The sequence below is a fragment of the Streptomyces aquilus genome (assembly GCF_003955715.1).
GTDB classification, from domain to species: Bacteria; Actinomycetota; Actinomycetes; order Streptomycetales; family Streptomycetaceae; genus Streptomyces; species Streptomyces aquilus.
The window spans coordinates 2,435,417-2,458,883 of sequence record NZ_CP034463.1 but is presented as its reverse complement, the minus strand read 5'-3'; the positions used below and the strand labels follow the sequence as shown (position 1 = coordinate 2,458,883).

At 71.4% G+C, this 23,467-nt stretch carries 23 protein-coding genes; 9 read left to right on the top strand and 14 right to left on the bottom strand.

Features of this window, described 5'->3' with window-relative positions:
• Positions 1–19: 19 nt before the first annotated feature.
• Entirely contained in the window at positions 20–481 is a 462-nt protein-coding gene (locus EJC51_RS11350; RefSeq protein WP_126270955.1) for a MaoC family dehydratase, read from the bottom strand.
• A 91-nt stretch (positions 482–572) separates the two neighbouring features.
• Between EJC51_RS11350 and soxR the strand changes: the two genes are divergently transcribed.
• Positions 573–1,058, top strand: coding sequence for a redox-sensitive transcriptional activator SoxR (gene soxR / locus EJC51_RS11345; RefSeq protein ID WP_126270954.1), 486 nt, complete (start codon positions 573–575; stop codon positions 1,056–1,058).
• 81 nt (positions 1,059–1,139) lie between these two features.
• Here the strand turns inward: soxR and EJC51_RS11340 are convergent, their stop codons facing one another.
• From EJC51_RS11340 to EJC51_RS11330, 3 genes are all read right to left on the bottom strand, one after another.
• Positions 1,140–2,207: an RNA ligase (ATP) gene (locus EJC51_RS11340; protein WP_126270953.1), complete on the bottom strand. Its 1,068-nt coding sequence runs from the start codon at positions 2,205–2,207 to the stop codon at positions 1,140–1,142.
• Positions 2,208–2,313: 106 nt separating this feature from the next.
• Positions 2,314–3,045 carry a 3-keto-5-aminohexanoate cleavage protein gene (locus EJC51_RS11335; protein WP_166682849.1) on the bottom strand — a complete coding sequence of 244 codons (732 nt, stop codon included), beginning with the start codon at positions 3,043–3,045 and terminating at the stop codon, positions 2,314–2,316.
• A gap of 155 nt (positions 3,046–3,200) precedes the next feature.
• Positions 3,201–3,803, bottom strand: a complete 603-nt coding sequence (locus EJC51_RS11330) for a hypothetical protein (RefSeq protein ID WP_126270952.1) — start codon at positions 3,801–3,803, stop codon at positions 3,201–3,203.
• A gap of 221 nt (positions 3,804–4,024) precedes the next feature.
• Here EJC51_RS11330 and EJC51_RS11320 point away from each other — a divergent pair, with 221 nt between their 5' ends.
• Complete coding sequence (locus EJC51_RS11320; RefSeq protein ID WP_126270951.1) at positions 4,025–6,811, top strand: penicillin acylase family protein; 2,787 nt, start codon at positions 4,025–4,027, stop codon at positions 6,809–6,811.
• Positions 6,812–6,829: 18 nt separating this feature from the next.
• Here the strand turns inward: EJC51_RS11320 and EJC51_RS11315 are convergent, their stop codons facing one another.
• Both EJC51_RS11315 and EJC51_RS11310 read right to left on the bottom strand, forming a co-directional pair.
• A complete protein-coding gene (locus EJC51_RS11315; protein ID WP_126270950.1) occupies positions 6,830–8,146 on the bottom strand; it encodes a serine-threonine protein kinase in 1,317 nt (438 codons plus the stop codon).
• 107 nt (positions 8,147–8,253) lie between these two features.
• Positions 8,254–9,492 carry an exo-beta-N-acetylmuramidase NamZ family protein gene (locus tag EJC51_RS11310; protein ID WP_126270949.1) on the bottom strand — a complete coding sequence of 413 codons (1,239 nt, stop codon included), beginning with the start codon at positions 9,490–9,492 and terminating at the stop codon, positions 8,254–8,256.
• Positions 9,493–9,604: 112 nt separating this feature from the next.
• On the opposite strand from EJC51_RS11310, the gene EJC51_RS11305 reads away from it, so the two are divergent.
• Genes EJC51_RS11305 through EJC51_RS11295 form a run of 3 tightly spaced genes read left to right on the top strand, consistent with a single transcriptional unit; the run spans position 9,605 to position 12,673 of the window.
• Positions 9,605–10,378, top strand: coding sequence for an SDR family oxidoreductase (locus EJC51_RS11305; RefSeq protein WP_126270948.1), 774 nt, complete (start codon positions 9,605–9,607; stop codon positions 10,376–10,378).
• Positions 10,375–12,042, top strand: a complete 1,668-nt coding sequence (locus tag EJC51_RS11300) for a class I adenylate-forming enzyme family protein (protein ID WP_126270947.1) — start codon at positions 10,375–10,377, stop codon at positions 12,040–12,042. Before EJC51_RS11305 ends, EJC51_RS11300 begins: the two co-directional genes overlap by 4 nt.
• 37 nt (positions 12,043–12,079) lie before the next feature.
• The gene (locus tag EJC51_RS11295) at positions 12,080–12,673 is read left to right on the top strand and encodes a TetR/AcrR family transcriptional regulator (RefSeq protein ID WP_126270946.1); all 594 of its coding nucleotides are present in this window, start codon (positions 12,080–12,082) and stop codon (positions 12,671–12,673) included.
• On the opposite strand, the gene EJC51_RS11290 is transcribed toward EJC51_RS11295, so the two are convergent.
• The 4 genes from EJC51_RS11290 to EJC51_RS11275 form a co-directional block, all read right to left on the bottom strand.
• Positions 12,609–13,532, bottom strand: coding sequence for a LysR family transcriptional regulator (locus tag EJC51_RS11290; protein WP_126270945.1), 924 nt, complete (start codon positions 13,530–13,532; stop codon positions 12,609–12,611). The genes EJC51_RS11295 and EJC51_RS11290 overlap by 65 nt on opposite strands.
• 182 nt (positions 13,533–13,714) lie before the next feature.
• Positions 13,715–14,929, bottom strand: a complete 1,215-nt coding sequence (locus EJC51_RS11285; protein ID WP_126270944.1) for an acyl-CoA dehydrogenase — start codon at positions 14,927–14,929, stop codon at positions 13,715–13,717.
• Between the two features lie 6 nt (positions 14,930–14,935).
• Positions 14,936–15,958: a phosphotransferase family protein gene (locus tag EJC51_RS11280; RefSeq protein ID WP_126270943.1), complete on the bottom strand. Its 1,023-nt coding sequence runs from the start codon at positions 15,956–15,958 to the stop codon at positions 14,936–14,938.
• Between the two features lie 180 nt (positions 15,959–16,138).
• The gene (locus EJC51_RS11275) at positions 16,139–16,435 is read right to left on the bottom strand and encodes a hypothetical protein (RefSeq protein ID WP_126270942.1); all 297 of its coding nucleotides are present in this window, start codon (positions 16,433–16,435) and stop codon (positions 16,139–16,141) included.
• Positions 16,436–16,547: 112 nt separating this feature from the next.
• Here EJC51_RS11275 and EJC51_RS11270 point away from each other — a divergent pair, with 112 nt between their 5' ends.
• Positions 16,548–17,510, top strand: a complete 963-nt coding sequence (locus tag EJC51_RS11270) for an NADP-dependent oxidoreductase (RefSeq protein WP_126270941.1) — start codon at positions 16,548–16,550, stop codon at positions 17,508–17,510.
• On the opposite strand, the gene EJC51_RS11265 is transcribed toward EJC51_RS11270, so the two are convergent.
• On the bottom strand, positions 17,507–17,842 hold the full coding sequence (locus EJC51_RS11265) for a DUF202 domain-containing protein (protein ID WP_126270940.1): 336 nt from the start codon (positions 17,840–17,842) through the stop codon (positions 17,507–17,509). The genes EJC51_RS11270 and EJC51_RS11265 overlap by 4 nt on opposite strands.
• Complete coding sequence (locus tag EJC51_RS11260) at positions 17,830–18,222, bottom strand: YidH family protein (RefSeq protein WP_126270939.1); 393 nt, start codon at positions 18,220–18,222, stop codon at positions 17,830–17,832. The genes EJC51_RS11265 and EJC51_RS11260 overlap by 13 nt, the downstream gene beginning before the upstream one ends.
• A 61-nt stretch (positions 18,223–18,283) precedes the next feature.
• On the opposite strand from EJC51_RS11260, the gene EJC51_RS11255 reads away from it, so the two are divergent.
• The gene (locus EJC51_RS11255; protein WP_126270938.1) at positions 18,284–19,057 is read left to right on the top strand and encodes a hypothetical protein; all 774 of its coding nucleotides are present in this window, start codon (positions 18,284–18,286) and stop codon (positions 19,055–19,057) included.
• Here EJC51_RS11255 and EJC51_RS11250 read toward each other — a convergent pair.
• Both EJC51_RS11250 and EJC51_RS11245 read right to left on the bottom strand, forming a co-directional pair.
• Positions 19,039–19,554: an NUDIX hydrolase gene (locus EJC51_RS11250; RefSeq protein ID WP_126270937.1), complete on the bottom strand. Its 516-nt coding sequence runs from the start codon at positions 19,552–19,554 to the stop codon at positions 19,039–19,041. The two genes, EJC51_RS11255 and EJC51_RS11250, sit on opposite strands and share 19 nt — an antisense overlap.
• Positions 19,555–19,643: 89 nt before the next feature.
• Positions 19,644–20,537, bottom strand: a complete 894-nt coding sequence (locus tag EJC51_RS11245; protein WP_126270936.1) for a DMT family transporter — start codon at positions 20,535–20,537, stop codon at positions 19,644–19,646.
• A 424-nt stretch (positions 20,538–20,961) separates the two neighbouring features.
• On the opposite strand from EJC51_RS11245, the gene EJC51_RS11240 reads away from it, so the two are divergent.
• Together EJC51_RS11240 and EJC51_RS11235 are read left to right on the top strand one after the other, a co-directional pair.
• Positions 20,962–21,912: a hypothetical protein gene (locus EJC51_RS11240; RefSeq protein WP_126270935.1), complete on the top strand. Its 951-nt coding sequence runs from the start codon at positions 20,962–20,964 to the stop codon at positions 21,910–21,912.
• Positions 21,913–21,943: 31 nt separating this feature from the next.
• Complete coding sequence (locus tag EJC51_RS11235) at positions 21,944–23,467, top strand: APC family permease (RefSeq protein WP_126270934.1); 1,524 nt, start codon at positions 21,944–21,946, stop codon at positions 23,465–23,467.

Sequence of the window (23,467 nt, the reverse complement as noted above, 5' to 3'; positions counted from 1 at the left end):
AGGGCCCGGGGCGGGGCGCTCAGAGGTAGTAGCGCGACACCGACTCGGCCACACACACCGGCTTGTCGCCGCCCTCACGCTCGACGCTGAAGGCGACGGTCACCTGGACGCCGCCCGCCACGTCGTCCACCCCGGTGATCGTCGCCGTGGCGCGCAGCCGGGAGCCGACGGGGACGGGGGCCGGGAAGCGGACCTTGTTGGTGCCGTAGTTCACGCCCATCTTCACGCCCTCGACCTTGATGAGCTGCGGTCCGAAGAGCGGGAGCAGGGACAGCGTCAGATAGCCGTGCGCGATGGTCGTGCCGAACGGGCCGGCGGCGGCCTTCTCCGGGTCGACGTGAATCCACTGGTGGTCACCCGTGGCCTCGGCGAACAGATCGATCCGCTTCTGGTCGACCTCCAGCCAGTCGGTGTACCCCAGCTGCTCGCCCACCGCCGCCTTCAGCTCGTCGGCGCCCGCGAAGATCCTCGGCTCTGCCATGTCCCGCCTCCTCGTCCCAAACTCTAAGCGACTGCTTAGCATGGTCGTCCTCGGGGGCCGTGTCAACGGAGGCCTGGGTAGGGTTCGAGGGGTGCCCCAGATTCCTGAGAAGATCCATGAGCTCACGGTCGGCCAACTCGCCGCGCGCAGCGGTGCCGCCGTCTCCGCCCTGCACTTCTATGAGTCCAAAGGCCTGATCAGCAGCCGCCGCACCACCGGCAACCAGCGCCGCTACTCCCGCGACGCGCTGCGCCGGGTCGCCTTCGTACGGGCCGCACAACGCGTCGGCATCCCGCTCGCCACGATTCGCGAGGCACTCGCCGAGTTGCCGGAGGAGCGGACGCCTACGCGGGAGGACTGGGCGCGGTTGTCGGAGGCGTGGCGGTCCGAACTCGACGAGCGGATCAAGCAGTTGAACCGGCTGCGGGATCACCTCACGGACTGCATCGGGTGTGGCTGTCTGTCGTTGGAGTCGTGTGTGCTGTCCAATCCGGATGACGCGTTCGGGGAGCGGCAGGGGGCGGGGTCGCGGCTGCTCGTTGAGAAGCGGCGCGATGAGGCAGGGCGGTGCGGCTGAGGGGGCGGGGGCTTGTGCGCGTTGCCGGGTGCGGGTGGCTCGTGGCTGATCGCGCAGTTCCTCGCGCCCCTCAAGGTCCGCCTACTCGTACTCTGTTCCGTTCTTCCTGGTCAGATACGCCGGACTCACCGCCTTCGCTATCGCCCTGCCGCCCGTCACCGCGCTGTACCGCTCGACGGTCGGGCGGATGACCACGCCCTCGCGGAGATGCAGTTCACGTCCGGACACCGTCTCCCTCCCGCTCGCCACCTCCAGCACCCGCGCGATGTCGTACGGCCCCTCGAAGAGGCGCGGCACCAACGGCAGGTCCCCGTCCAGGAGTTCCTGCGCGTTCAGCCACCGCACCTCGCCGTCGATCTCCGCGGAGACGTCGAAGACCGCGTACCCGAGGGTGTCCCGGCGGCCGTCCGCGCCGTAGGTGAGGTCCTGGACGCCCGCGCCGTAGACCTCGCCGAAGATGCCGACCCGGCTCGCGCCGAGGCGGGTGGCCAGGCGGGCGGCCGCGTCGGCGACGCCGTGCCCCTGTACCGCCCGCCAGTACAGGTTCCGTGGGTCCGCCTTCAGTGCCAGGGACTTGGCGCCGAAGCCCTTCGAGGAGACGTACACCCGCTGGTCGGCCGCGACATAGGTGACCAGGCAGGCCGAGCCGTGCAGCTTCTCGGTCAGGACCACCGGCTCGCCCGGGGTGAAGACGTCCGGGTAGCGCTGGATGTTCTCGATGTCGACCCAGGGCAGCAGGTCGGGCGCGGATTCCACCTCGCCGCTCATCGTGGGCGGGATCGGGGGCACCCACTTGGTGATGCCGAGCAGTTCCGCGAAGTCGGTGCCGTCCTTCGCCGCCCGCGCCAGGTCGACGCCGTTCAGCGCCGCGGGCCGGCACACGATGCCCTGTGAGAGCTCGCCGCGCAGCCGCACCGCCTTGACCCGGTCCGCGTTGCCGCCGGCCAGCCGTCCCGTGAGACCGAGTTCCTCGATCAGGGCGGCGGGCAGCACGGACTGCTCGGGGATGTACACGGCCGCGTCGCCGGTGCGATAGGCGCCCTTGGCGACGACGGCCCGGTACAGGCCCACCTGGGCCAGTTCGAGCGCGTCGGCGTTCGGGTGTTCATGGACGGTCAGCACTTCGGCGGTGACGCGCAGCGTCGACATCGGGGTTCCTCGTTCCTGTGCTCAGGTGCGTTTCATCGCCTCCAACTGTCCGTGCGCGAAAGGGGTGGAGCGAGGGGATTTGTGGCTGGTACCGTCACCGGTCCGATCACGACGAGCGTCTCGCCGACCCGTACTGGACCAGCCCCGCCGCCACCAACCGGGCGTTGGACAGCGCCGGTTCGCCGTCCGGGAGCAGCAGGGTGTCCTCCAGGCCGATGCGCGTCGCCAGGCCCAGGCGTCCGGCCAGTCGCAGCACCGGCCATGCCCCGCCGTCCTCGCCGTGCAGCAGCACCGGGCGGCCGTGCGGTGCCGTGCCGAGGTCGGACAGCAGGGCGCGGGCCGTGTCCTGGGCGGTGTCCGGCGAGGTGTCCGTCACCTCGGCCAGCACCCGCAGCACTCCCGGGCCGAGCGGCGACTTGGCGAACCGCGCAGCCCCGTCCGTACCGGACCAGATCCCGGCCTCCACGCCGACACCCCGGTCGATCAGCGCGGCGGCCAGCTCCTCGGCGCCCGGCTCGTGCCAGTTGACCGAGGCGTGGTCGGGGAGGACCGTCCAGCTCCGGATCCGCTCCAGCCGGGCCGCCGGGTCCGGTTCCGCCCAGGCGCCCGTGGTGACGCCGACCGGGACCGACACCCGCGCCCGTATCGCCTCCAGGGTCGTCGTGAGGACGCGGGGTGACAACGAGTCGCCACCGCACGGGGTCTTGGGGTGGACATGGATGTCCGTCGCCCCGGCTGCGACGGCCGCCGCCGCGGACTCGGCCAACGCTTCCGGCGTCAGCGGAACCACCGCTCCGTCGGCCGCCCCTCGGGGCCCGTTGAGACACACCTGAATCATGACTCGATGGTGCCAGCCGGCACCGACATCGGCCCGGGCGCGAGCCGTTCCTGTGGACAACTGGCCCGCTGTGGAAAACGCGGGCGGCGCTCACGACCGTCACACGCCGTCAAAGAGGGGGTGCGGCATCCCCGGCGCACCCCCGGTCGCACCACTCAGGCGGACACCAGCAGCCGTCCACGCTTGGACGACGCCAGGGCCTCGGGTGTCAGCACCGGACGGGGGACCACGATCCCGCAGTCCGTGCAGACCGGGCCCGAGGAGGGTTCGTGGGCCAGGTCGTACTTCCAGATCAGTCGCTCTCCGCGGCACACCGGGCACACCACTCCCGGTTCGCGCTCCAGCGCGGAGATCAGTTTGCGCAGCACCTCGGCCAGCGGTTCACGGGGGTGGAGCCGCGGGTCGTCGCACCAGGCGACACCGAAGCCGCCCCAGGTCAGCCGGTGCCAGTCGTCGACACTGCCCGGCCTGCGCAGACCGTCGTGCTTCTCCTTCTTGCGTCGCTCGGCGAACTCGACCTCGTAGGCGAGCCAGACCGAGCGCGCCTCCTCCAGCTCGTCCAACGCGGCCACGAGCCGCGCCGGATCGGGGGACCGGTCCTCAGGACCGAATCCGGCCCGGGAGCACAAGTGGTCCCAGGTCGCCCTGTGCCCGTAAGGAGCGAACCGCTCCAGGCACTTGCGCAGTGAGTAGCGTCGCAGCGCCAGATCACACCGCGGATCTCGCACCTGTCTCGCCAGACTCCGGAAACCGGCCATCGCCCTGCACCTCCGTCACACCTGCACCTGTACTTCGGTCACTTCGGCGTCGTCGAACGGACGTCGCCGAATAGACGTATCGACAAGCGATTTGGCTCCATCCGATTTCCGATGACCCCCATTCGCCTCCGGATCGGCTACCAAAACTTGACGCATGTTCATCTTCAATCCCGGGGATACCGGCGGTAACGTCCGGCCCACCCCCGTCGGTAGGAGCTGCCATGCCTCGGCGCACCTCACGCACCGCTCTCGACAGACTGAGAACTCCCGGCAGACTCACCGGGTTCCTGAAGACCGCATCCGTATGCGCCCTGATTGCCGGTCTTTTGTCCCCTCTTGGCCAAGTCGCGGCGGCAGCCGAGACCGCGGCCGCCAACGACTACTGCGGCAGCCAGTGCTCCGACATCCTGCCGCCCGGCGAGAACGGCAACGCCACCCTCGCCCAGATCCTCCTCAACCAGGCCTTCGGCACCCAGCCCGACCACGCCGAGGACCAGCTCGGCCCCTACGCCAACCTGGCCAAGGGCTACTCGTCGCTCACCAACGCCACGATCAACACCTTCTTCAACGACGCCTCGTTCGGCGTGGCCTCCGACCAGGTCGCCTCCACCCTGAAACCCGCCGGCCGCACCGACGTGACGATCGTCCGCGACAAGAAGACGGGTGTGCCGCACATCACCGGTACCACCAGATACGGCACCGAGTTCGGCGCGGGCTATGCCGCGGCCCAGGACCGGCTGTGGCTGATGGACGTCTTCCGGCACGTCGGGCGCGGCCAGCTCACCACCTTCGCCGGCGGCGCCCCCTCCAACCAGGGCCTGGAACAGCAGTTCTGGCGCAACGCCCCCTACAGCGAGGCCGACCTCCAGGCACAGATCGACAACGCGGTCGCGGCCAACGGCACCCGGGGCCAGCAGGCCCTCGCCGACGCCAACGCCTACCTCGCGGGCATCAACGCCTACATCGACGCCTCCGACAGCGGCCGCTACTTCCCCGGCGAGTACGTCCTCACCGGTCACAAGGACTCCGTCACCAACGCCGGCACCATCGAGCACTTCAAGATCACCGACCTGGTCGCGCTGGCCTCCGTCATCGGCGCCCTGTTCGGCTCCGGCGGCGGCGGTGAGGTCAACAACGCGATATCGCTGCTCGCCGCCCAGGAGCAGTACGGCGTGACGAAGGGCACCGAGGTCTGGGAGTCTTTCCGCGAGCGCAACGACCCCGAGGCCGTCCTCACCGTCCACAACGGCGAGAGCTTCCCGTACGCCACCAAGCCCACCACCCCGCAGGGCGAGGCACTCCCCGACGCCGGCACGGTGGCCACCGAGCCGCTGGTCTACGACCCGACCGGCACCGGCGGCGACCAGAGCGCCTCCAAGGCCGCCGCCACGGCCACCGCGAACGCCCTCACCTCGGCCAAGCGCGGCATGTCGAACGCCCTCGTGGTCAGCGGCGCCCACACCGCGAGCGGCCACCCGGTCGCCGTCTTCGGTCCGCAGACCGGCTACTTCGCCCCCCAGCTCCTCATGCTCCAGGAGATCCAGGGCCCCGGCATCAGCGCACGCGGCGCCTCCTTCGCGGGCCTGAGCATGTACGTCGAACTCGGCCGCGGCCAGGACTACTCGTGGTCCGCCACGACCTCCGGCCAGGACATCATCGACACCTACGCCGTCGAGCTGTGCCAGGACGACTTCCACTACCTGTACCACGGCACCTGCACGGCCATGGACAAGATCGAACAGAAGAACTCCTGGGCCCCGACCACGGCCGACGGCACCGCCGCCGGCTCGTACACGATGCGGGTCTGGAAGACGAAGTACGGCCCCGTCGCCTACCGGGCCACCGTCGGCGGCAAGAAGGTCGCCTACACCACGCTGCGCTCGTCGTACATGCACGAGGCCGACTCGATCATCGGCTTCCAGATGCTCAACGACCCCGACTACGTGAAGAGTCCGCAGACCTTCCAGAGCGCGGTGCAGCACATCAACTACACGTTCAACTGGTTCTACGCCGACTCCACGCACACCGCGTACTACAACAGCGGCGACAACCCGGTACGCGCGAGCGGCGTGGACGCGGAGTTCCCGGTGTGGGCGCAGGCGTCGTACGAGTGGAAGAACTGGAACGCGACGACCAACACCGCCGACTACACGGCGGCTTCGGCCCACCCCAACTCCATCGACCAGGACTACTACATCTCCTGGAACAACAAACAGGCGAAGGACTACACGACCGCGCCCTGGGGTGACGGCTCGGTGCATCGCGGCAACCTCCTGGAGGACCGCGTGAAGAAGCTCGTCGCCGCGGGCGGAGTCACCCGGGCCTCGCTGGTGAAGGCGATGGCCGACGCGGCCCTCGCCGACCTGCGCGCGGAGGACGTCCTGCCGGATCTCCTCAAGGTGATCAACAGCAGTACGGTCACCGACTCCACGGCCGCGGCGGCGGTGACCAAGCTCCAGGCCTGGCTCACCGCGGGCGGCAAGCGCACGGAGACGTCGGCGGGTTCGAAGACGTACGCCGACGCGGACGCGATCCGCATCCTGGACGCGTGGTGGCCGCTGCTGGTGGAGGCCGAGTTCGAACCGGGCCTGGGCAGCGGCCTGTTCACCGCCTTCCAGGCCAACCTGCCGGTGGACGAGTCGCCCTCGGCCGCGCACGGCCCGACCGGCTCGCACGCGGGCAGCTCCTTCCAGTACGGCTGGTGGTCCTACGTCGACAAGGACATCCGCGCGGTGCTCGGCGAGTCCGTGCAGGGACCGCTGGCGAACAAGTACTGCGGCGGCGGCAGCCTCAGCGCCTGCCGGGACATCCTGATCAGCACCCTGAAGACGGCGGCCGGCAAGACCGCGGCCCAGGTCTACCCGGGTGACGACCTGTGTTCCGCGGGCAATCAGTGGTGCGCCGACTCGATCGTCCAGCGCACCCTGGGCGGCATCAAGCACTACAACATCAGCTGGCAGAACCGGCCGACCTACCAGCAGGTCGTGGAGTTCACCTCACACCGGTGACCTTCGGGTGGCGGCGGGTCAGCGGATGCGGCCCGCCGCCACCACCACCTGCGCCAGCTCCCGGTGCACGATGTCGCTGTGCGCCCCGGCCGGCGCCTTGCCGTCCTTCACCACCGACGCCGCGTCGATGTTCACGCACCCGGACGTCGGCAGCGTGGTGGTGAGCGCCTCGGCGAGCTTCCACGCGCGCGTGCCGGGCACCGCCTGCACCCCGTCGTGCCCCATCGCCCCCCACTTGGCGCCCAGCATCCGCCCGATGTCCATGGCGGCCCCCTCCGCGTCCCCGGCCATGCGCGAGGCCAGTGGATACATGGTGCTCAGCGCCTTGTCGAAGCGGGAGTAGCAGCACACCAGCGGGCCGTCGATGCGGTTCTGCTGCCCGTGCAGCACCCCGCCCGCGCGCGCGTCGTGCGGCAGCCGGGCGGCGAACGCGTAGTGGGAGAAAGCCCCTTGGAGCAGCGTCACCGACTTCACCGTGCGCACCCCCTCGGGCAGCCCGCGCAGCGCGAACGACACCAGGCGCCCGCCGAAGCTGTGCCCGACGAGATGCACCCGCACTTCCGGGCGCTTGGCGGCGAGCTGCCCGATGACCCGCCCGAGCCCCCGCTCACCGACCGTGCCGGCGCGCCGTTTCATCGCGTAGTACGTCGCCTGCCGGAGCAACTCGTGCGCCCCGTCCCAGGGATTGGGGATCGAGAACCCCTCCGTCACGCCGTCCGGCGCCTCGGCCTCGGCGAGCCCCCGCGCGAAGGCCTCGCACACCCCGACCGGAGACCCGGAGAACATGTCCGGCTCGCTCTGCGGCACCCCCTCCGCGAGGGTGTCCGCCCCGAACAGCGCCTGCGGCCCCGCGGGCACCACCTCGACCAGCAGCCGCACCAGCCGCCCGAACTCCTCCAACTCGGCGTCCTCGCGCGGCTGCTGGTCCAGCAGCCGCGCGAGCTGGTCGATCACGGTGGCCCGGCCGGGGAAGGTCTCCAGCAGCGCGTGCCGGGTGTCCTTGTCCAGCGCCGGCCGCCGCGTGGTCTCGGCCGCCACCGACCTCGGGAAGTCCGGGATCGGCTCGTCGCAGAACCGCATCGACGGCCACACCACTCCCACGTACCCGAGCTTCGCGTGCGGCGCGAACTCGGGGATCGGCGCGAAGAAGCGGCTGTAGAGCCTCGTCGCCCCCGAACGGTCGTTGTTCCAGCCGTGCGCGAAGACGATCAGATCCTTGACGCCGTGCTCCGCGACACCGGCCAGCAGCCGGTCCCGCCGTGCGCCGTCCGGGTCACCGTCCGCGTCGAAAGTCAGTTCCCAGTACGGGCTCACACTCATCGCCGGCTCTGCCATGACAGGCCCCCTTGTCCCCCGAAGTGGTGCGATGCCGTCGCATCGTCCTCCCGTGGGGCGAAGTTGGCCATACTTCGCGAGTCAACTGCCCTGTTCGGCCCAGGGGATCATCTGTACAGCAGGTACTCCTTGCGAGTGCGGCGGAACACGGCCAGCTCCTCCCGCCAGCCCGCCACCACGTCGTCGACGTCCGCGCCCGCGTCGATCGCGGTCCGCACCTGCGTGGAACCGGTGAGCTTGTCGATCCAGTTGTCGGACCGCCACGCGAACCCGGCCCACCCGCGCTTGGCGGTCACCAGCAGCCCGATCCCGGTGCGGACCGGGTCGTACGCCGCCCGGTCGTGCACATGGATCTGCACCCCGCCGACCGTCTTGCCCTGGAACTTGGAGAACGTCGGCGCGAAGTACGCCTCCCTGAAGTGCACGCCCGGCAGCCCGAGTTCGTTCGCGGCGGCGGCCCAGCGCCCGTCGATCCCCTCCGCGCCGAGCAGTTCGAAGGGGCGGGTGGTGCCACGGCCCTCGGACAGGTTCGTGCCCTCGAAGAGACATGTCCCCGAGTACACGAGCGCGGTGTCGGGGGTCGGCATGTTGGGGCTCGGCGGCACCCAGGGCAGCGCGGAGGCGTCGTAGAACTCCGCACGCCTCCATCCCGTCATCAGGACGGTGTCCAGCGCGACGGGCGCGGTCAGGAACTCCCCGTTGAACAGCCGCGCCAGCTCGGCGACCGTCATGCCGTGCGCCTGCGAGATCGGCTGCCGGCCCACGAAGGTCGCGAACTCCTTGTGCAGGACCGGCCCTTCGGCGGAGCGTCCGGTGACGGGGTTCGGGCGGTCGAGCACCACGAACCGCTTCCCGGCCAGCCGGGCCGCCTCCATGCAGTCGTAGAGCGTCCAGATGTACGTGTAGAAGCGGGCGCCCACGTCCTGGATGTCGAAGACGACGGTGTCGACGCCGGACGCGGTGAAGACGTCGGCGAGAGGCTGACCGCTCTTCAGGTACGTGTCGTAGACGGGCAGTCCGGTGGCGGGGTCGTCGTAGCGGCCCTCGGAGCCGCCGGCCTGCGCGGTGCCGCGGAAACCGTGCTCCGGGCCGAAGACGGCCACCAGGTTCACCCGACGGTCGGCGTGCATGACGTCGACGATGTGGCGGGCGTCCCGGGTGATGCCGGTGGGGTTGGTGACGATGCCCACGCGTCGGCCGTCGAGGAGGGCGTAGCCGTCGGCGGCGAGGCGTTCGAAGCCGGTACGGAGTTTTCCGTGGCGGTCGGCCGCGGACGCCGGGGAGGCCGAGGAAAGGGATGTTGCTGCCGTGGTCGCTGCGAGGAGTGCTCGTCTGGATAGGCGCATGGGGTGCACGGTATTGCTCCCACGGGCCATCGGGAACGGCCTGACCCCCTTCCTTGGCACATACCGACCGGTTAGTCTGGCCAAAGCCTGGAGCCGCAGTCGAAGGAGACCGATGGTGGAAGCCGTGCAGGGTGCTGGTGTCGTCGTCACCGGAGCCGGGGGAGGGATCGGGGCCGCCCTCGCGCGGCGCTTCGCCGCCGAAGGGGCCCGGGTCGTCGTCAACGATCTCGACGCCGACCGGGCCAAGGCCGTCGCCGACGAGATCGGTGGCGTCGCCGTGCCCGGGGACGCTTCCGCCGTCGTCGCCGATGCCCGTGCCGCGCTCGGTGGGACCGTCGACGTCTACTGCGCCAACGCCGGTGTCGCCTTCGGCGGCCCGGACGTGGCCGATCTCGCCGACGCCAAGGCCTGGGAGCTGTCCTGGGACGTCAACGTCATGGCACACGTGCGTGCCGCTCATGAGCTGCTGCCGGGGTGGCTGGAGCGGGGGAGCGGGCGGTTCGTGTCGACCGTGTCCGCGGCCGGACTGCTGACCATGATCGGGGCCGCCCCGTACGCCGTCACCAAGCACGGGGCGTACGCCTTCGCCGAGTACCTGTCGCTGACCTACCGGCACCGCGGGATCAAGGTCCACGCCATCTGCCCCCAGGGCGTGCGCACCGACATGCTCGCCGCCACCGGCAGCGCGGGCGACCTGGTGCTCAAGCCGACCGCGGTCGAGCCGGAGGACGTGGCCGAGGCGCTCTTCAAGGGCATCGAGGAGGACCGCTTCCTGATCCTTCCACACCCCGAGGTCGCCGCCTACTACCAGGCCCGCGCCGCCGAGCCCGACCGCTGGCTGGCCGGCATGAACCACATCCAGCAGAAGTGGGAGGAGGCGCGGTGACCCACTCCCTGTACGCCGCCAAGCCCTGGGTCGCCCTTCTCAGCGACGCCCAGCGCGCGCCCATCGACCCCGCCGACTCGCTCGTCCACGCGCTGCGCAAGGCGGCCGCCGAGGTACCCGACCGCACCTTCCTCGCCTACTTCGACGGGCGGCTCGGCTACCGCGAGGTCGACGAGCTGAGCGACTCCGTCGCCGGGTATCTCGCCGCCCGCGGCCTGGAGCGCGGCGACCGCGTGGCGATCCTGCTGCAGAACTCCCCGCACTTCCTGCTCGCCCTCCTCGGCGCGTGGAAGGCGGGCGCGACCGTCGTGCCCGTCAACCCCATGTACAAGGCGGGGGAGGTCACCCACGTCCTGCGGGACGGCGAGGCGGCCGCCCTGATCTGCTCCGACCGGGCCTGGGAGTCGTATCTGCGCGAGACGGCCGCCGACTCGCCGGTGCGGATCGTGCTCACCGGGTGCGAGCTGGACTTCCAGACGCGCGACGACGCGCGCGTGCTGGCCTTCGAGCGGCTGCCGCAGGCCGCCGACGCCGAGGACCTGACGGCCGTGGCGCGGGCCGGTCTCAAGGCGCCGGAGGGCCGGGACCCGGGGCCGTCCGACATCGCCCTCATCAGCTACACCTCGGGCACCAGCGGGGCTCCCAAGGGGGCCACCAACACGCACGCCAACCTCATGTACAACGCCGAGCGGCAGCGGACCGGGCTCGAACTGCCCGACGCGCCCGTGTACTTCGCGCTGGCGCCGCTGTTCCACATCACCGGCATGGTCTGCCAGCTCGGCGCCTGTCTGAACAGCGCGGGCACGCTCGTGCTGGCGTACCGCTTCGAGGCGGGGGTCGTGCTCGACGCGTTCGCCGAGCACGGCCCGCACTACACCGTGGGCCCGTCGACGGCCTTCATGGCACTGGCCGCGCACCCGGACGTCACCCGCGACCACTTCGCCTCCTTCCGGATGATCTCCTCCGGCGGTGCCCCGCTGCCGCCCGCGCTGGTGGAGAAGTTCCGGGCCGCCTTCGGGCCGTACATCCGCAACGGCTACGGCCTCACCGAGTGCACCGCCCCCTGCGCCTCCGTGCCGCCCACCCTGGAGGCCCCCGTCGACCCGGTGTCAGGGACGCTGGCCGTGGGCCTGCCGGGGCCCGACACGGTCGTACGGATCGTCGACGACCAGGGCGCCGAGGTGCCCTTCGGCGAACAGGGCGAGATCGTCGTCCGCGGCCCGCAGGTCGTGCCCGGCTACTGGCGCCGCCCCGACGCCACCGCCGAGACCTTCCCCGACGGGGAGCTGCGCACCGGCGACATCGGCTTCATGGACGAACAGGGCTGGCTGTACGTCGTCGACCGCAAGAAGGACATGATCAACGCGTCCGGCTTCAAGGTCTGGCCGCGCGAGGTCGAGGACGTGCTCTACACCCACCCGGCGGTGCGCGAGGCCGCCGTCGTCGGCGTGCCCGACGGCTACCGCGGGGAGACGGTGAAGGCGTACATCAGCCTGCGCCCGGGGGCCGACACGGACCCGGATGAACTCGCGGTGTACTGCAAGGAGAGACTGGCCGCCTACAAATACCCGAGGCAGGTGGAGATACTGTCCGACCTGCCGAAGACGGCGACCGGGAAGATCCTCCGGCGGGAACTGCGTTCCCGCGGGCAGGGCGAGCAGTAGAACGCGCGGAAGCGAACGGAAGGGCAGGTGGCGGCAGGTGGCCAGGACGAACGACGGGGACGGTACGCCCGTCCCACAGCGGCTGCTGGCCGCCGCCACCCGGCTCTTCGCCGAGCAGGGCTACGACCGCACCTCCGTGCAGGAGATCGTCGAGGCGGCCGGCGTCACCAAGGGGGCGCTCTACCACTACTTCGGCTCCAAGGACGACCTCCTGCACGAGGTGTACGCGCGCGTGCTGCGCGTCCAGCAGGAGCGCCTCGACGCCTTCGCGAACGCCGACGAGCCGATCGAGAAGCGCCTCAGAGGTGCGGCGGCGGACGTCGTCGTGACCACCATCGAGAACCTCGACGACGCGTCGATCTTCTTCCGCTCGATGCACCATCTGAGCCTGGAGAAGAACAAGCAGGTGCGCGCCGAGCGCCGGCGCTACCACGAGCGCTTCCGCGCGCTGGTGGAGGAGGGCCAGGAGAGCGGGGTCTTCTCCAAGGCGACCCCGGCCGACCTGGTCGTGGACTACCACTTCGGCTCCGTCCACCACCTGTCCACCTGGTACCGCCCCGACGGCCCTATGGGCCCGCAGGAAGTCGCCGACCACCTGGCCGACCTGCTGCTGCGGGCGCTGCGCCCGTGAGGTGATCGAGGAGGGCCCCGGCCGCCGGATTGCGCGGCCTGGCCCCCCGCCCCGCCAGCACCACCGTGCGTCCCGGCTCCGGCTGCCGGATCGCCACGCACGGCAGCCCGGCCCGCTCCCCGATCGGCCGTGGCACGAACGCCACCCCGATCCCGGCCCGCACCAGCTCCACCAGCAGCCCCGCCTGGGTGACGTCACAGGTGATCCGGCGCTCCAGGCCGCAGTGGGCCGCCAGCCGCCGTACGGCCGTCTCCAGGCCCGTGCCCGCCCGGAAGTCGACGAACGGCTCCTCGGCGAGGTCCTTGATGAGCGTGCGCCCCGCCTCGGCCAGCGGATGCCCCGGCGCGGTGATCAGCACCAGCTCCTCGTGCCAGGTCGCGTACGCCGTCAGCCCCTCGGGCAGCTCCCGCGCGTCCGGCGCCAGATACGCCAGGTCCAGCTCCCCGGCGCGCAACGCCTCCGTCAGCTCGCTCACCGTCGCGTCCCGCACGGACACCTGGACGCCGGGGAAGTCCTGGTGGAACGCGGCGAGTTCGGCGGGGAGGTCGACACAGGTCAGCGTCTGGATGGTGCCGATCGCCACCCGTCCGGCGGCCAGCCCCGCCACGGCGGCCACGGCGTCCCGCGCGGCGTCCGCACCGGCCAGCAGCGCGCGGGCCTGCGGAAGCAGTGCCCGGCCCGCCTCGGTGAGCACCACCCGCCGTCCCGTGCGGTCGAACAGATCGGCGCCCAGCTCCCGTTCCAGGTTGCGGATCGAGGTGCTGAGCGCCGACTGGACGATGAGTTCGGCACGGGCGGCCGCGGTGAAGCCGCCCTCGGTGACGACCGCCATGAAGTGGCGGAGCTGACGCATCTCCATCCATCTATTCTAGAGATGCAGCCCAGCTAATCCATCTGTTGGACCGCTGGCCGGTTCGCGAGCCAGGCTGGACGCATGACTCGCAGACCGACTCTCTGGCAGCGCCTCGTCTCTTTCGCCCGCGCCCTCGCGCGCGCGGACCACCACTACTCGGGCGGCTACTAGCCACCGCCGGAGGAGCCTCAGAGGTACTTCTTCAGCTCCCGCCGCGCCAGCGACCGCTGGTGCACCTCGTCCGGGCCGTCCGCGATCATCAGCGTCCGCGCCCCCGCGTACAGCTCGGCCAGCGGGAAGTCCTGGCTGACGCCGCCCGCCCCGTGCAGCTGGATCGCGCGGTCGATGATGTCGACCACCGCGCGCGGCGTGGCGATCTTGATGGACTGGATCTCGGTGTGGGCGCCCCGGTTGCCGACGGTGTCCATCAGCCAGGCCGTCTTCAGGACCAGCAGCCGCAGCTGCTCGACCGTCACGCGCGCGTCGGCGATCCAGTTGTGCACCACGCCCTGCTGGGCCAGCGCCTTGCCGAAGGCGGTGCGGGACACGGCCCGCCGGCACATCAGCTCGATGGCCCGCTCGGCCATGCCGATCAGCCGCATGCAGTGGTGGATACGGCCCGGACCGAGGCGGGCCTGCGCGATGGCGAAGCCGCCGCCCTCCTCGCCGATGAGATTAGTGACCGGCACGCGCACGTGGTCGAAGATGACCTCGGCGTGGCCGCCGTGGTAGTGGTCCTCGTACCCGAAGACCTTCATCGCTCGCTTGACGGTGACGCCCGGGGTGTCGCGCGGGACCAGCACCATGGACTGCTGGCGGCGGATGTCCGCGCCGTCCGGGTCCGTCTTGCCCATCACGATGAAGATCTTGCAGTCCGGGTTCATCGCCCCGGAGATGTACCACTTGCGGCCGGTGATGACGTAGTCGTCGCCGTCGCGCTCGATGTACGTCGTGATGTTGGTGGCGTCCGAGGAGGCCACCTCCGGCTCGGTCATCGCGAACGCCGAGCGGATCTCACCGGCCAGCAGCGGCTCCAGCCACTGCTTCTTCTGCTGCTCGTCGCCGAACTGGGAGAGCACCTCCATGTTGCCGGTGTCCGGCGCCGCGCAGTTCAGCGCGGTCGGCGCCAACTGCGGGGAGCGGCCGGTGATCTCGGCGAGCGGCGCGTACTGGAGGTTGGTCAGCCCGGCGCCGTACTCGGTGTCGGGCAGGAAGAGGTTCCACAGGCCTTGCCTGCGCGCCTCCGCCTTGAGCTCCTCCACCACGGCCGGGGTGTCCCACGGGGACGCCAGGGCGGCCCGCTGCTCCTCGGCCACCGCCTCGGCCGGGTAGACGTACTCGTCCATGAAGGCGAGCAGCTTGGCGCGCAGTTCCTCGGTGCGCGCGTCGAACGCGAAGTCCATGGCGGGTCAGCCTTCCTGAAGGGTGGTGAGGCCGTGCTGGATGAAGACGGGGACGAGGTCGCCGATGCGGTCGAAGCCGCGGCCGACCGTCTGGCCCAGGGTGTAGCGGTAGTGGATGCCCTCCAGGATCACGGCGAGCTTGAACCACGCGAACGCCGTGTACCAGGACACCTGCGAGACATCGCGCCCCGAGCGCGCGGCGTACCGCTCGACCAGCTCGGCCGGAGCGGGGTGCCCCGGTGCCTCGGCGGTCGTGGAGACGGGGGAGTCCGGCATGCCCAGCGGCAGGCTGTACATGACCAGTAGGCCCAGGTCGGTGAGCGGGTCGCCGAGGGTCGACATCTCCCAGTCGAGGATCGCCTTGATCTTGTCGTCGTCCCCGATGAGGACGTTGTCGAGCCGGTAGTCGCCGTGGATGACCGTGGCCGTGGGGGAGGTCGGCAGCCGGCGGCCCAGCGTCGCGTGCAGCTCGTCGATGCCGGCCAGCTCGCGGTTGCGCGAGGCGTCCAGCTGCTTGCCCCAGCGGCGCAACTGGCGGTCCAGGAAGCCCTCGGGCCGCCCGAAGTCGGCGAGGCCCACCTCGGCGGGGTCCACCGCGTGCAGCTCGACCAGTGTGTCCACGAGCGCCAGCACCGCGTCACGCGTGCGTGCCGGGCCGAGCGGGAACAGCTGGTCGGCCGTGCGGTAGGGAGTGCCCTCGACGAACTCCATGACGTAGAACGGAGCCCCGAGCACCTCCTCGTCCTCGCACAGCAGCAGCGGCTCCGGCACCGGCACGTTCGTCGGGTGCAGCGCGCTGATCACCCGGTGCTCGCGCTTCATGTCGTGCGCGGTCGCCAGGACGTGGCCGAGCGGAGGACGCCGTACGACCCAGCGCGAGGTGCCGTCGGAGACCGTGTACGTGAGGTTCGACCGTCCGCCCTCGATCAGTCGGCCGGTCAGGGGGCCGTTGACCAGGCCGGGCCGCTCACGGTCGAGCAGACCGCGCAGCCGGTCGAGGTCGAGTCCGGGCGGATGGTCGGGGCTCATACATCGCTCCTACGGGCAGGTGAACGGGTCTGCACCTCATGATGCCGACCGGTCGGTATGCCGTCCAGTGGGTGGAGCGAAAGTGATCCGGGCCACGATAGGCGGACGGCCCCCCGCGCGGTGCGACGGGGAGCCGTGAAGCTGCTTTCCGCGTGCCTTCAGCGTGCCTTCTCGGGCAGCTCAGTGATCGTCCCAGTGGCCGTCGTGCGGGGCGTGCCGGTGGCCGTCGTGCAGATAGTCGACGTGGTCGCCGTGCAGCACGCTCTCGTGGCCGCAGTCCGGACCGTGCCGGTGGTCGTGGCCCTCGTGCGAGACGTGCCCGGCGGGCTCGCACTCGTCCCAGTGGCCACTGTGCTCGCGGTGCAGGTGGCCGTCGTGCGCGTAGTCGACATGGTCGCCGTGCCGGACCTCGGTGTGTCCGCAGTCGGGGCCGTGGGCGTGCGCGTGGGAGGCGTGTTCGAGGTGGAGGGTGGTCATGGTGCTCACCTTCGGAGATGTTGCCGATGACGTCGGACAGGCTGCCACGCGAACGCCGCATATCCGGGCATCCCGCTTGCGTGGCGTCCGACTACCCCGGAGGGTCGGTGCCATGAAGGCCATCAGCTACGCACGCTACGGCGGCCCCGAGGTCCTCGCCTACGGTGACGTCCGCGACCCCAAGGTCGGGGTCGACGCGGTCCTGGTCAAGGTCCGCGCGGCGGCCGTCAACCCGGTCGACTGGCACTGCCGCGAGGGGCACCTGGACCGCGTCCTCGACCCGGTGTTCCCGGTGGTCCCCGGCTGGGACGTCTCCGGTGTCGTGGTCGGACTCGGCGTCTCCGTCACGGAGTTCGAGGTCGGCGACGAGGTGATCGGCTACGTCCGCGAGGACTTCCTGTCCCGAGGCACCTTCGCCGAGTACGTGGCCGCCCCGGTGCGCACCCTCGCCCACAAGCCCCGCAACCTCTCCTTCGAGGAGGCGGCCGGCCTGCCGCTGACCGGGCTGACGGCCTACCAGGTGCTCGTCAAGGCGCTCCAGGTCAAGCGCGGCGAGACGGTCCTCGTGCACGCCGCGGCCGGCGGCGTCGGCTCGATCGCGGTCCAGCTCGCCCGGCACTTCGGCGCCCGCGTCATCGGTACGGCGAGCCCGCGCAACCACGACTTCGTACGCGGCCTCGGCGGCGAGCCGGTCGCCTATGGCGAGGGCCTGGCCGAACGGGTGCGCGGGCTGGCCCCCGAGGGCGTGGACGCGGCGTTCGACACGATCGGCGGCGAGACCCTCACGGTCTCGGCCAACCTCCTGGCCCCCGAGGGCCGCCTGGTCTCCATCGCGGACGGCGAGGCCGTCGCCTACGGCGGCCGCTACTACTGGGTCCGCCCCGACGCCGAGGACCTCCAGCGCCTGTCCGAGCTCGCGGAACAGGGCGTGGTCTCGGTGCATGTGTCGGAGACCTTCCCGCTGGAACGGGCGGCCGAGGCGCAGCGGCTCAGCCAGGAGGGGCGTACCAGGGGGAAGATCGTGGTCACGGTGGACTGGGAGACGGAGGGCGAGGAGGAGGATCAGGGGCTCTAGAAGACCAGCGCCGCCCCGCACACCGCCAAGGCCACCGTGCACAGCGCCGTGGCCGTGGCATGCCGCGGGGTGAGTGCCGCCGGGGCCCCGGCCGAGGCGAGCGCACGGATACGGCGGTGCGCGAGCAGCAGGAAGCCCAGCCACAGGACGATGCACAGGGCGCACGCGACGACACCGACCGGGGACACCCCGCCGTGCAGCGCGGTCTTCACGGCGAGCACGGCGGAGACGGTGCCGGACAGGGTCGTACGACGCCACGCGAGCCGCGTGCGCTCCGGCTGGAGCCCCGGGTCGCGTCCGGCCTCCGCGACCGCCGCGCTCACCCCTCCCACCCGACGAGCACGACGACGACCATCGCGAGCGCGACGACCGCCACGACGATGCTCAGCAGCGCCGGGAACCGCGACACCGGCAGATCCTCGCCCCGGCGCATCGCCCGCTCGCAGCGCATCCAGTGGTTGACCGCGCGCAGGGAGCACAGCACCCCGGCGCCCAGCAGCGCGAGCGCCAGCCCCGCCCGCCAGCCCCAGCGCAGGTCCGGCAGGAACTGGTCCACGGCGAAGCCCCCGCCGATCAGCGCGAGCGCGGTGCGCAGCCAGGCCAGGAAGGTGCGCTCGTTGGCGAGCGAGAACCGGTAGTCGGGCGTACCGCCCTCTTCGCGAACCTCCTCGGGCGCGAACCAGAGCCGGACGTTCCGTGCGAATTCGATCACGCGCAGGACCCTACCGGGCGGGCCCGTGGGCGTTGTCAGTGGCGGTCGCTACGGTTCGGGCATGGATTTTCCCTCGCCGCTCGCCGGGTACGCGGCGCCCGGTCATGACATCGCCCCTGCCGAGCACCTGCTCGACCTGCCGGGGTTCTGGCCGGTGTTCTACGCGCCGGTCTGGGACGAGTTCGCGGCGGAGCCCGAGGTCTTCGGCGCCGACACGGCGGACGTCGACGCGGCGGCCGAGGTGCTCTACGGGGCGGAGGAGGTCTGGCCGGCGTTCCGTGTCCCGCTCGCCGGCGGACATGCGCTGTGGATCGTCCACCGGAACTTCCCGGGCGACTCCGGGACGGACTATCTGATCACGCACCCGGACTGGAGCCGGCACGCCGATCTGGCCGCCATCGACGGGCATTTCAGCGGGCCGGGACTGTCCTGGCCGGAGCTGCTGGCCGTGGCCGGGTCGGCGCCCGACGGGGTCGAGGGCGTGCGGGACGCGGACCGGCGCCTGCTCCTGCTGCTGCCCGCCTTCGGCGACGCGGACGTGCCGGCCGCGGCGGCTGTTGAGCGGATATCCGTGGCGCTCCGGGCCGTGGGAGTGGCTCCCGAGGCGGCGCCCGAGGTGGCCGAGCGGCTGCTGGATCACGACTTCTGGGACGGGCCCGCCTGGACGTTCCAGGGCCCGAGCCCGCTCAGCGGGGGTACCGCGAGCCCGCCGAGCCCGCTCGCCGTCTGCGACGGCGGCCACAGCCCGCGCGCGGTACCGCTCGGCTCAGGGCTCACCGCGTCCCAGGCGCACGCCCTGGCCGACGCCCTGCGGGGTCAGCCCGCCGCCCGGTGAGCCCGCAGCCGCGCGTAGGCGTCCAGTCCGTCCGGCACCCACTCCCACTCCGTGAGCCGCCGCTCCACCTCGTCCTCCGTCAGGAAGTCGTGCCAGGCGATCTCCTCCACCTGCGGGCTGACCGGCAGTTCGCAGCGGACCTCGTACACCGCCGACCACCAGCTCTGCCCTGCCCCGTCGTCGTACAGGAACTTGAAGAGGAAGGCCGGCTCCGGCAGCCCGCTGACGCCCAGCTCCTCCTCGGCCTCGCGCAGTGCCGCGTCGTCGTAGGACTCGCCCGCACCGACCACTCCGCCGACCCACATGTCGTACAGCGAGGGGAAGGCCAGCTTGGTCGGGGTGCGGCGGTGCACGAAGAGCCGGCCGGCCGCGTCGCGCGCCTGGATGAAGACGCAGCGGTGCCGCAGCCCACGGGCGTAGGCCTCACCGCGCGGGGACTGTCCGACGACTTGGTCGTGCTCGTCGACGATGTCGAGGATCTCGTCAGCAGCGCTCATGGACCCATCCAAGCAGTCCCTCTCCACAGGCCTGCGCCCAAGGTCGTGTGAGCCCCCCCCGCAAGCCTTGGTCTCTGCGAGCCCCCGCCTCAGTTCGGCTGAAGTCTCCGCGCCCGAACGGACTCCCCGGCCCCGCAGGGCATGGCCGGGTGCATCCCGAGCAGCACGATGCCGACCACGACCGCCGCGAGCCCCACCGCCTCCCACGCCAGCGCCCCCGTGTCGGTGCGCAGCCGGTCGCCGAGGAAGCCGACGCCGCAGATGATCCCGGCGAGCGGCTGGGCGGCGGTGAGGGCGGGCAGGGACATCCGCAGCGAGGCCGTCTCGAAGGCACTCTGGACGAGGACCAGGCCGGTCACGCCGAGCGCGAGGACGGCGTACGGCTGCCAGCCGGTGAGGACCTCCATGAGGCCGCCCTCGGAGAAGCGCTGGCCGGTCACCCGGGTGAGGGCGTCCTGGACGCCGTAGAGGAGTCCGGCCGCCACCGCCAGCAGGGCCGGGCCCGAGCTCAGCCGCGAGCGCTTGGCGTACGTCGTCAGCAGCAGCGCGAGCCCGATCATGGCGCCGATGATCAGCCAGTGCCGGAAGGGGTCGGTCACCGCGGAGCCGCCGCGCGGCTCGCCCGCCACGATGAACGCCGTCACCCCGCCCGCGAGGAGCAGCAGACCCGCCCAGCCCTGCCGGCCCAGCGACTGCTTGGTCTGGTGCCGGGAGAGGGCCATGGCGAAGAGGAGGTTGGTCGCGAGCAGGGGTTCGACGAGGGAGATCTCGCCCTGGCCCAGCGCGATCGCGCCGAGGACCATGCCCGCCACCATCAGGCCGATGCCGCCGAGCCAGCGGGGCATCCGCACGAGGTCGAGGAGCAGCCGCGGTGAGAGGAAGTCGTTCAGGGGTGCCCGCTGAGCCGCGTTCTGCTGGAGGACAAAGCCGATGCCCAGGCAGCAGGCCGCGCTCACGGCGAGAACCAGAACCAGAACCGACACGCTGCGTACCTCGATCACTCGGCCGGGCCACGGGGTGGGTCAGGGGCCCGACTGTAGCGCCGTTGAGCCCGGCCTGCTCCCGGGAGTACCCGGATCCGGGCGGTTGACTCGGTCGCGTGCCGAGGCGCGCGACCATTTCGGCCATGGTGAGCGCCCGGGACGCGCGGCGCCATGGTCTGCGCCACATTCAGGACGGGTCCTGGCGCGTAGATGTACGGTCAACATTCACAACTACCCCACCAGACCCACAAGTTGACGCGTGTAACACCCGTTTCGACCTTGACGGGAACCGTTGGCTGAGGGTTTGCTGTCCGTGACCAGTTGCCCACGCCTTGATGATCAATTCCGTTGGTCGGCCCCGTGGGCCAGTTGCCCCCTGCCCAACAGCCGACGTCGAGTCACGTCGCACGAGGAAGTCTCCGCGGTGTCACCACCCCCGCCTCCCCTCGGCCGCAGCCGCCGACGCGCGGCCCAGGCCTTCGACGCCGCCCTCGACGACGCCGAACTCGTCGCCGCCCGCGCCGCCCTGGCCCAGGGCCGCTGGCAGGCCGCCCGGACCCTGCTCGCCCACACAGGCGACGAGTGGGACCTGCGCGGCCACCGCGTGACCGTCCTCGCCATGGAGCCGTACAGCGCCGCCTGGGCCCGCGACTGGCTGCTGGCCGAGCCCGAGTCCGCCGACGCCTCCGTCCTGCTCGCCCTGGCCCAGGTCCAGCGTGCCCTGCGGGGCAAGGAGAAAGCCGACCGCGCCCGCGAGGCCTGCCGTACCGCGGCCGACCGGGTGCCCGCCGACCCCACCCCCTGGTTAGGCATGCTCATGCTGGAGCAGGGCTCGACCGCCGCCGAGAACGCGGTCCGCCTCTTCGAGCAGATCCGCGTGCGCTTCGCCGACCACCACCACGCCCATCACCTGATGGTCGCCCGCCTCGCCGAGCACCGCGCCGCCGCGGGCCCCGACCCGCTCCACGAGGTCTACGACTTCGCCAACTGGGCCGCCGAACAGGCCCCCGCCGACTCGCCGCTCGCCATCCTCCCGGTCATCGCGCACGCGGAGCGCTACCGCGTCCTCGCCGCCGCGGGACACGAGCCGTCCGACCCGGCCGCCTCCGGCCACTGGGTCGGCCGCCGGGCCCGCCAGGTGATGAAGTCGGCCTTCGACTGGTGGCTGGAGTGGGAGCACGAAGGCCATCCGCGCCGCCTCGTCGACCTCAACTTCCTCGCCCACGCCAAGGTCTGCGAGGGCCGTGGTGCCGAGGCCGCCGCCCTCTTCCACCGCATCGGCGAGCACCCCACCCCGGCCCCCTGGTCGTACCCCGACCGGGACCCCTACCCCGCCTTCCGTGCCGCCCGCGACCACGCGCTCGGCACGGTGTAACGCCCCCGAACCCAGCTAAAGGACGGTCCCGATGACCACGAGCAGAGCCAGCGCCGGCGACGGCATCAGTACGTACAAGGGCGAGGAACGGGCCCTGCGCGCCGACCGCCTCGGCATCGGCGGCCTGCTGCTCTCCCTCCTGGCCGCGACCGCCCCCCTCATGGTGGTCGCGGGTGTCATGCCCACCACATTCGCGGTGATGGGCATCGTCGGGCAGCCGCTGCTCTTCGTCGCCCTCGGCGTCATCCTGATCCTCTTCAGCGTCGGCTACGCCGAGATGAGCCGGCACGTCCACAACGCGGGCGCCTTCTACGCCTACATCTCCCGCGGCCTCGGCGGCACCGCCGGCGCGAGCGCGGCCCTCGTCGCCCTCGTCGCCTACAACGCCCTCCAGGTCGGCATCTACGGCATCTTCGGCTTCGAGGTCTCCGGCCTCTTCGCCACCTACGCCGACCTGGACGTCGCCTGGTGGATACCGGCACTCGCGGCCGTGGCCGCCGTCGGCGCGCTGGGCTGGCTGAAGATCGACGTCAACGCCAAGGTGCTCGGCGTCCTGCTGGTCATCGAGGTGGCCCTGGTCGTCATCTTCGACATCGCCGCCGTCGCCGACCCCGCCAAGGAAGGCCTGTCCCTGCACGCCTTCAACCCGGACACCCTCTCCGGCGCCGGCGTCGGCACCGCCCTGTGCTTCTGCATCGCCGCCTTCACCGGCTTCGAGCAGGCGCCCGTCTACGCCGAGGAGACCAGCCGCCCGCATGTGCTGGTCCCGCGCGCGATGTTCCTCGCCGTCGGCGGCGTCGCCGTGTTCTTCGCGCTCAGCAGCTGGGCCCTCACCGTCGCCACCGGCCCCTCGGCCATCGTCGGCGAGGCCCAGAAGCAGAGCGCGGGACTGCTCTTCGGCCTCACCGAGGACCGGCTCGGCACCACCTTCACCGACGTGCTGCACTTCCTCTTCGTGACCGGCATGTTCGCGGCCCTGCTCAGCTTCCACAACGTCGTCGCCCGCTACGCGTTCGCCATGGGCCGCGAGGGCCTGCTGCCGCGCTCCTTCGGCCGTACGACGGGATCGAGCGGCGCCCCCGGCACCGGCTCGCTCCTCCAGACCGCCGTCTCCGCGGTGATCGTGATCGCCTTCGCGGTCGCCGACGACAAGCCCACCGGCGACCCGACCGAGCCCGTCCTGCACCTGTTCACCTGGGGCGGCAACATCGGCGCCCTCGGGGTGATCCTGCTGATGGCCGCGGCCTCCTTCTCGGTCGTCGTGTTCTTCGCGCGCCGCGGCGCCGCCGGCGCCCAGGTCTGGCGGCTGGTCACCTCCGTGATCGCCGGGATCGCGCTGCTCGTCATCGCCGGCTACACGGTGAAGGACTTCGACGTCCTCGTCGGCGCGGGCCCCGACTCGTCCCTGAGCTGGGTGCTGCCCGGCATCATCGGCGCGTCCGTGATCGTCGGCCTCGCCCAGGGCCTGTACCTGCGCTCCCGCTCGCCGGAGGCCCATGCCCGCATCGGCCTGGGCAACGAGGCGTTCCAGCTGGACAAGGCGGCGCAGTCGTAA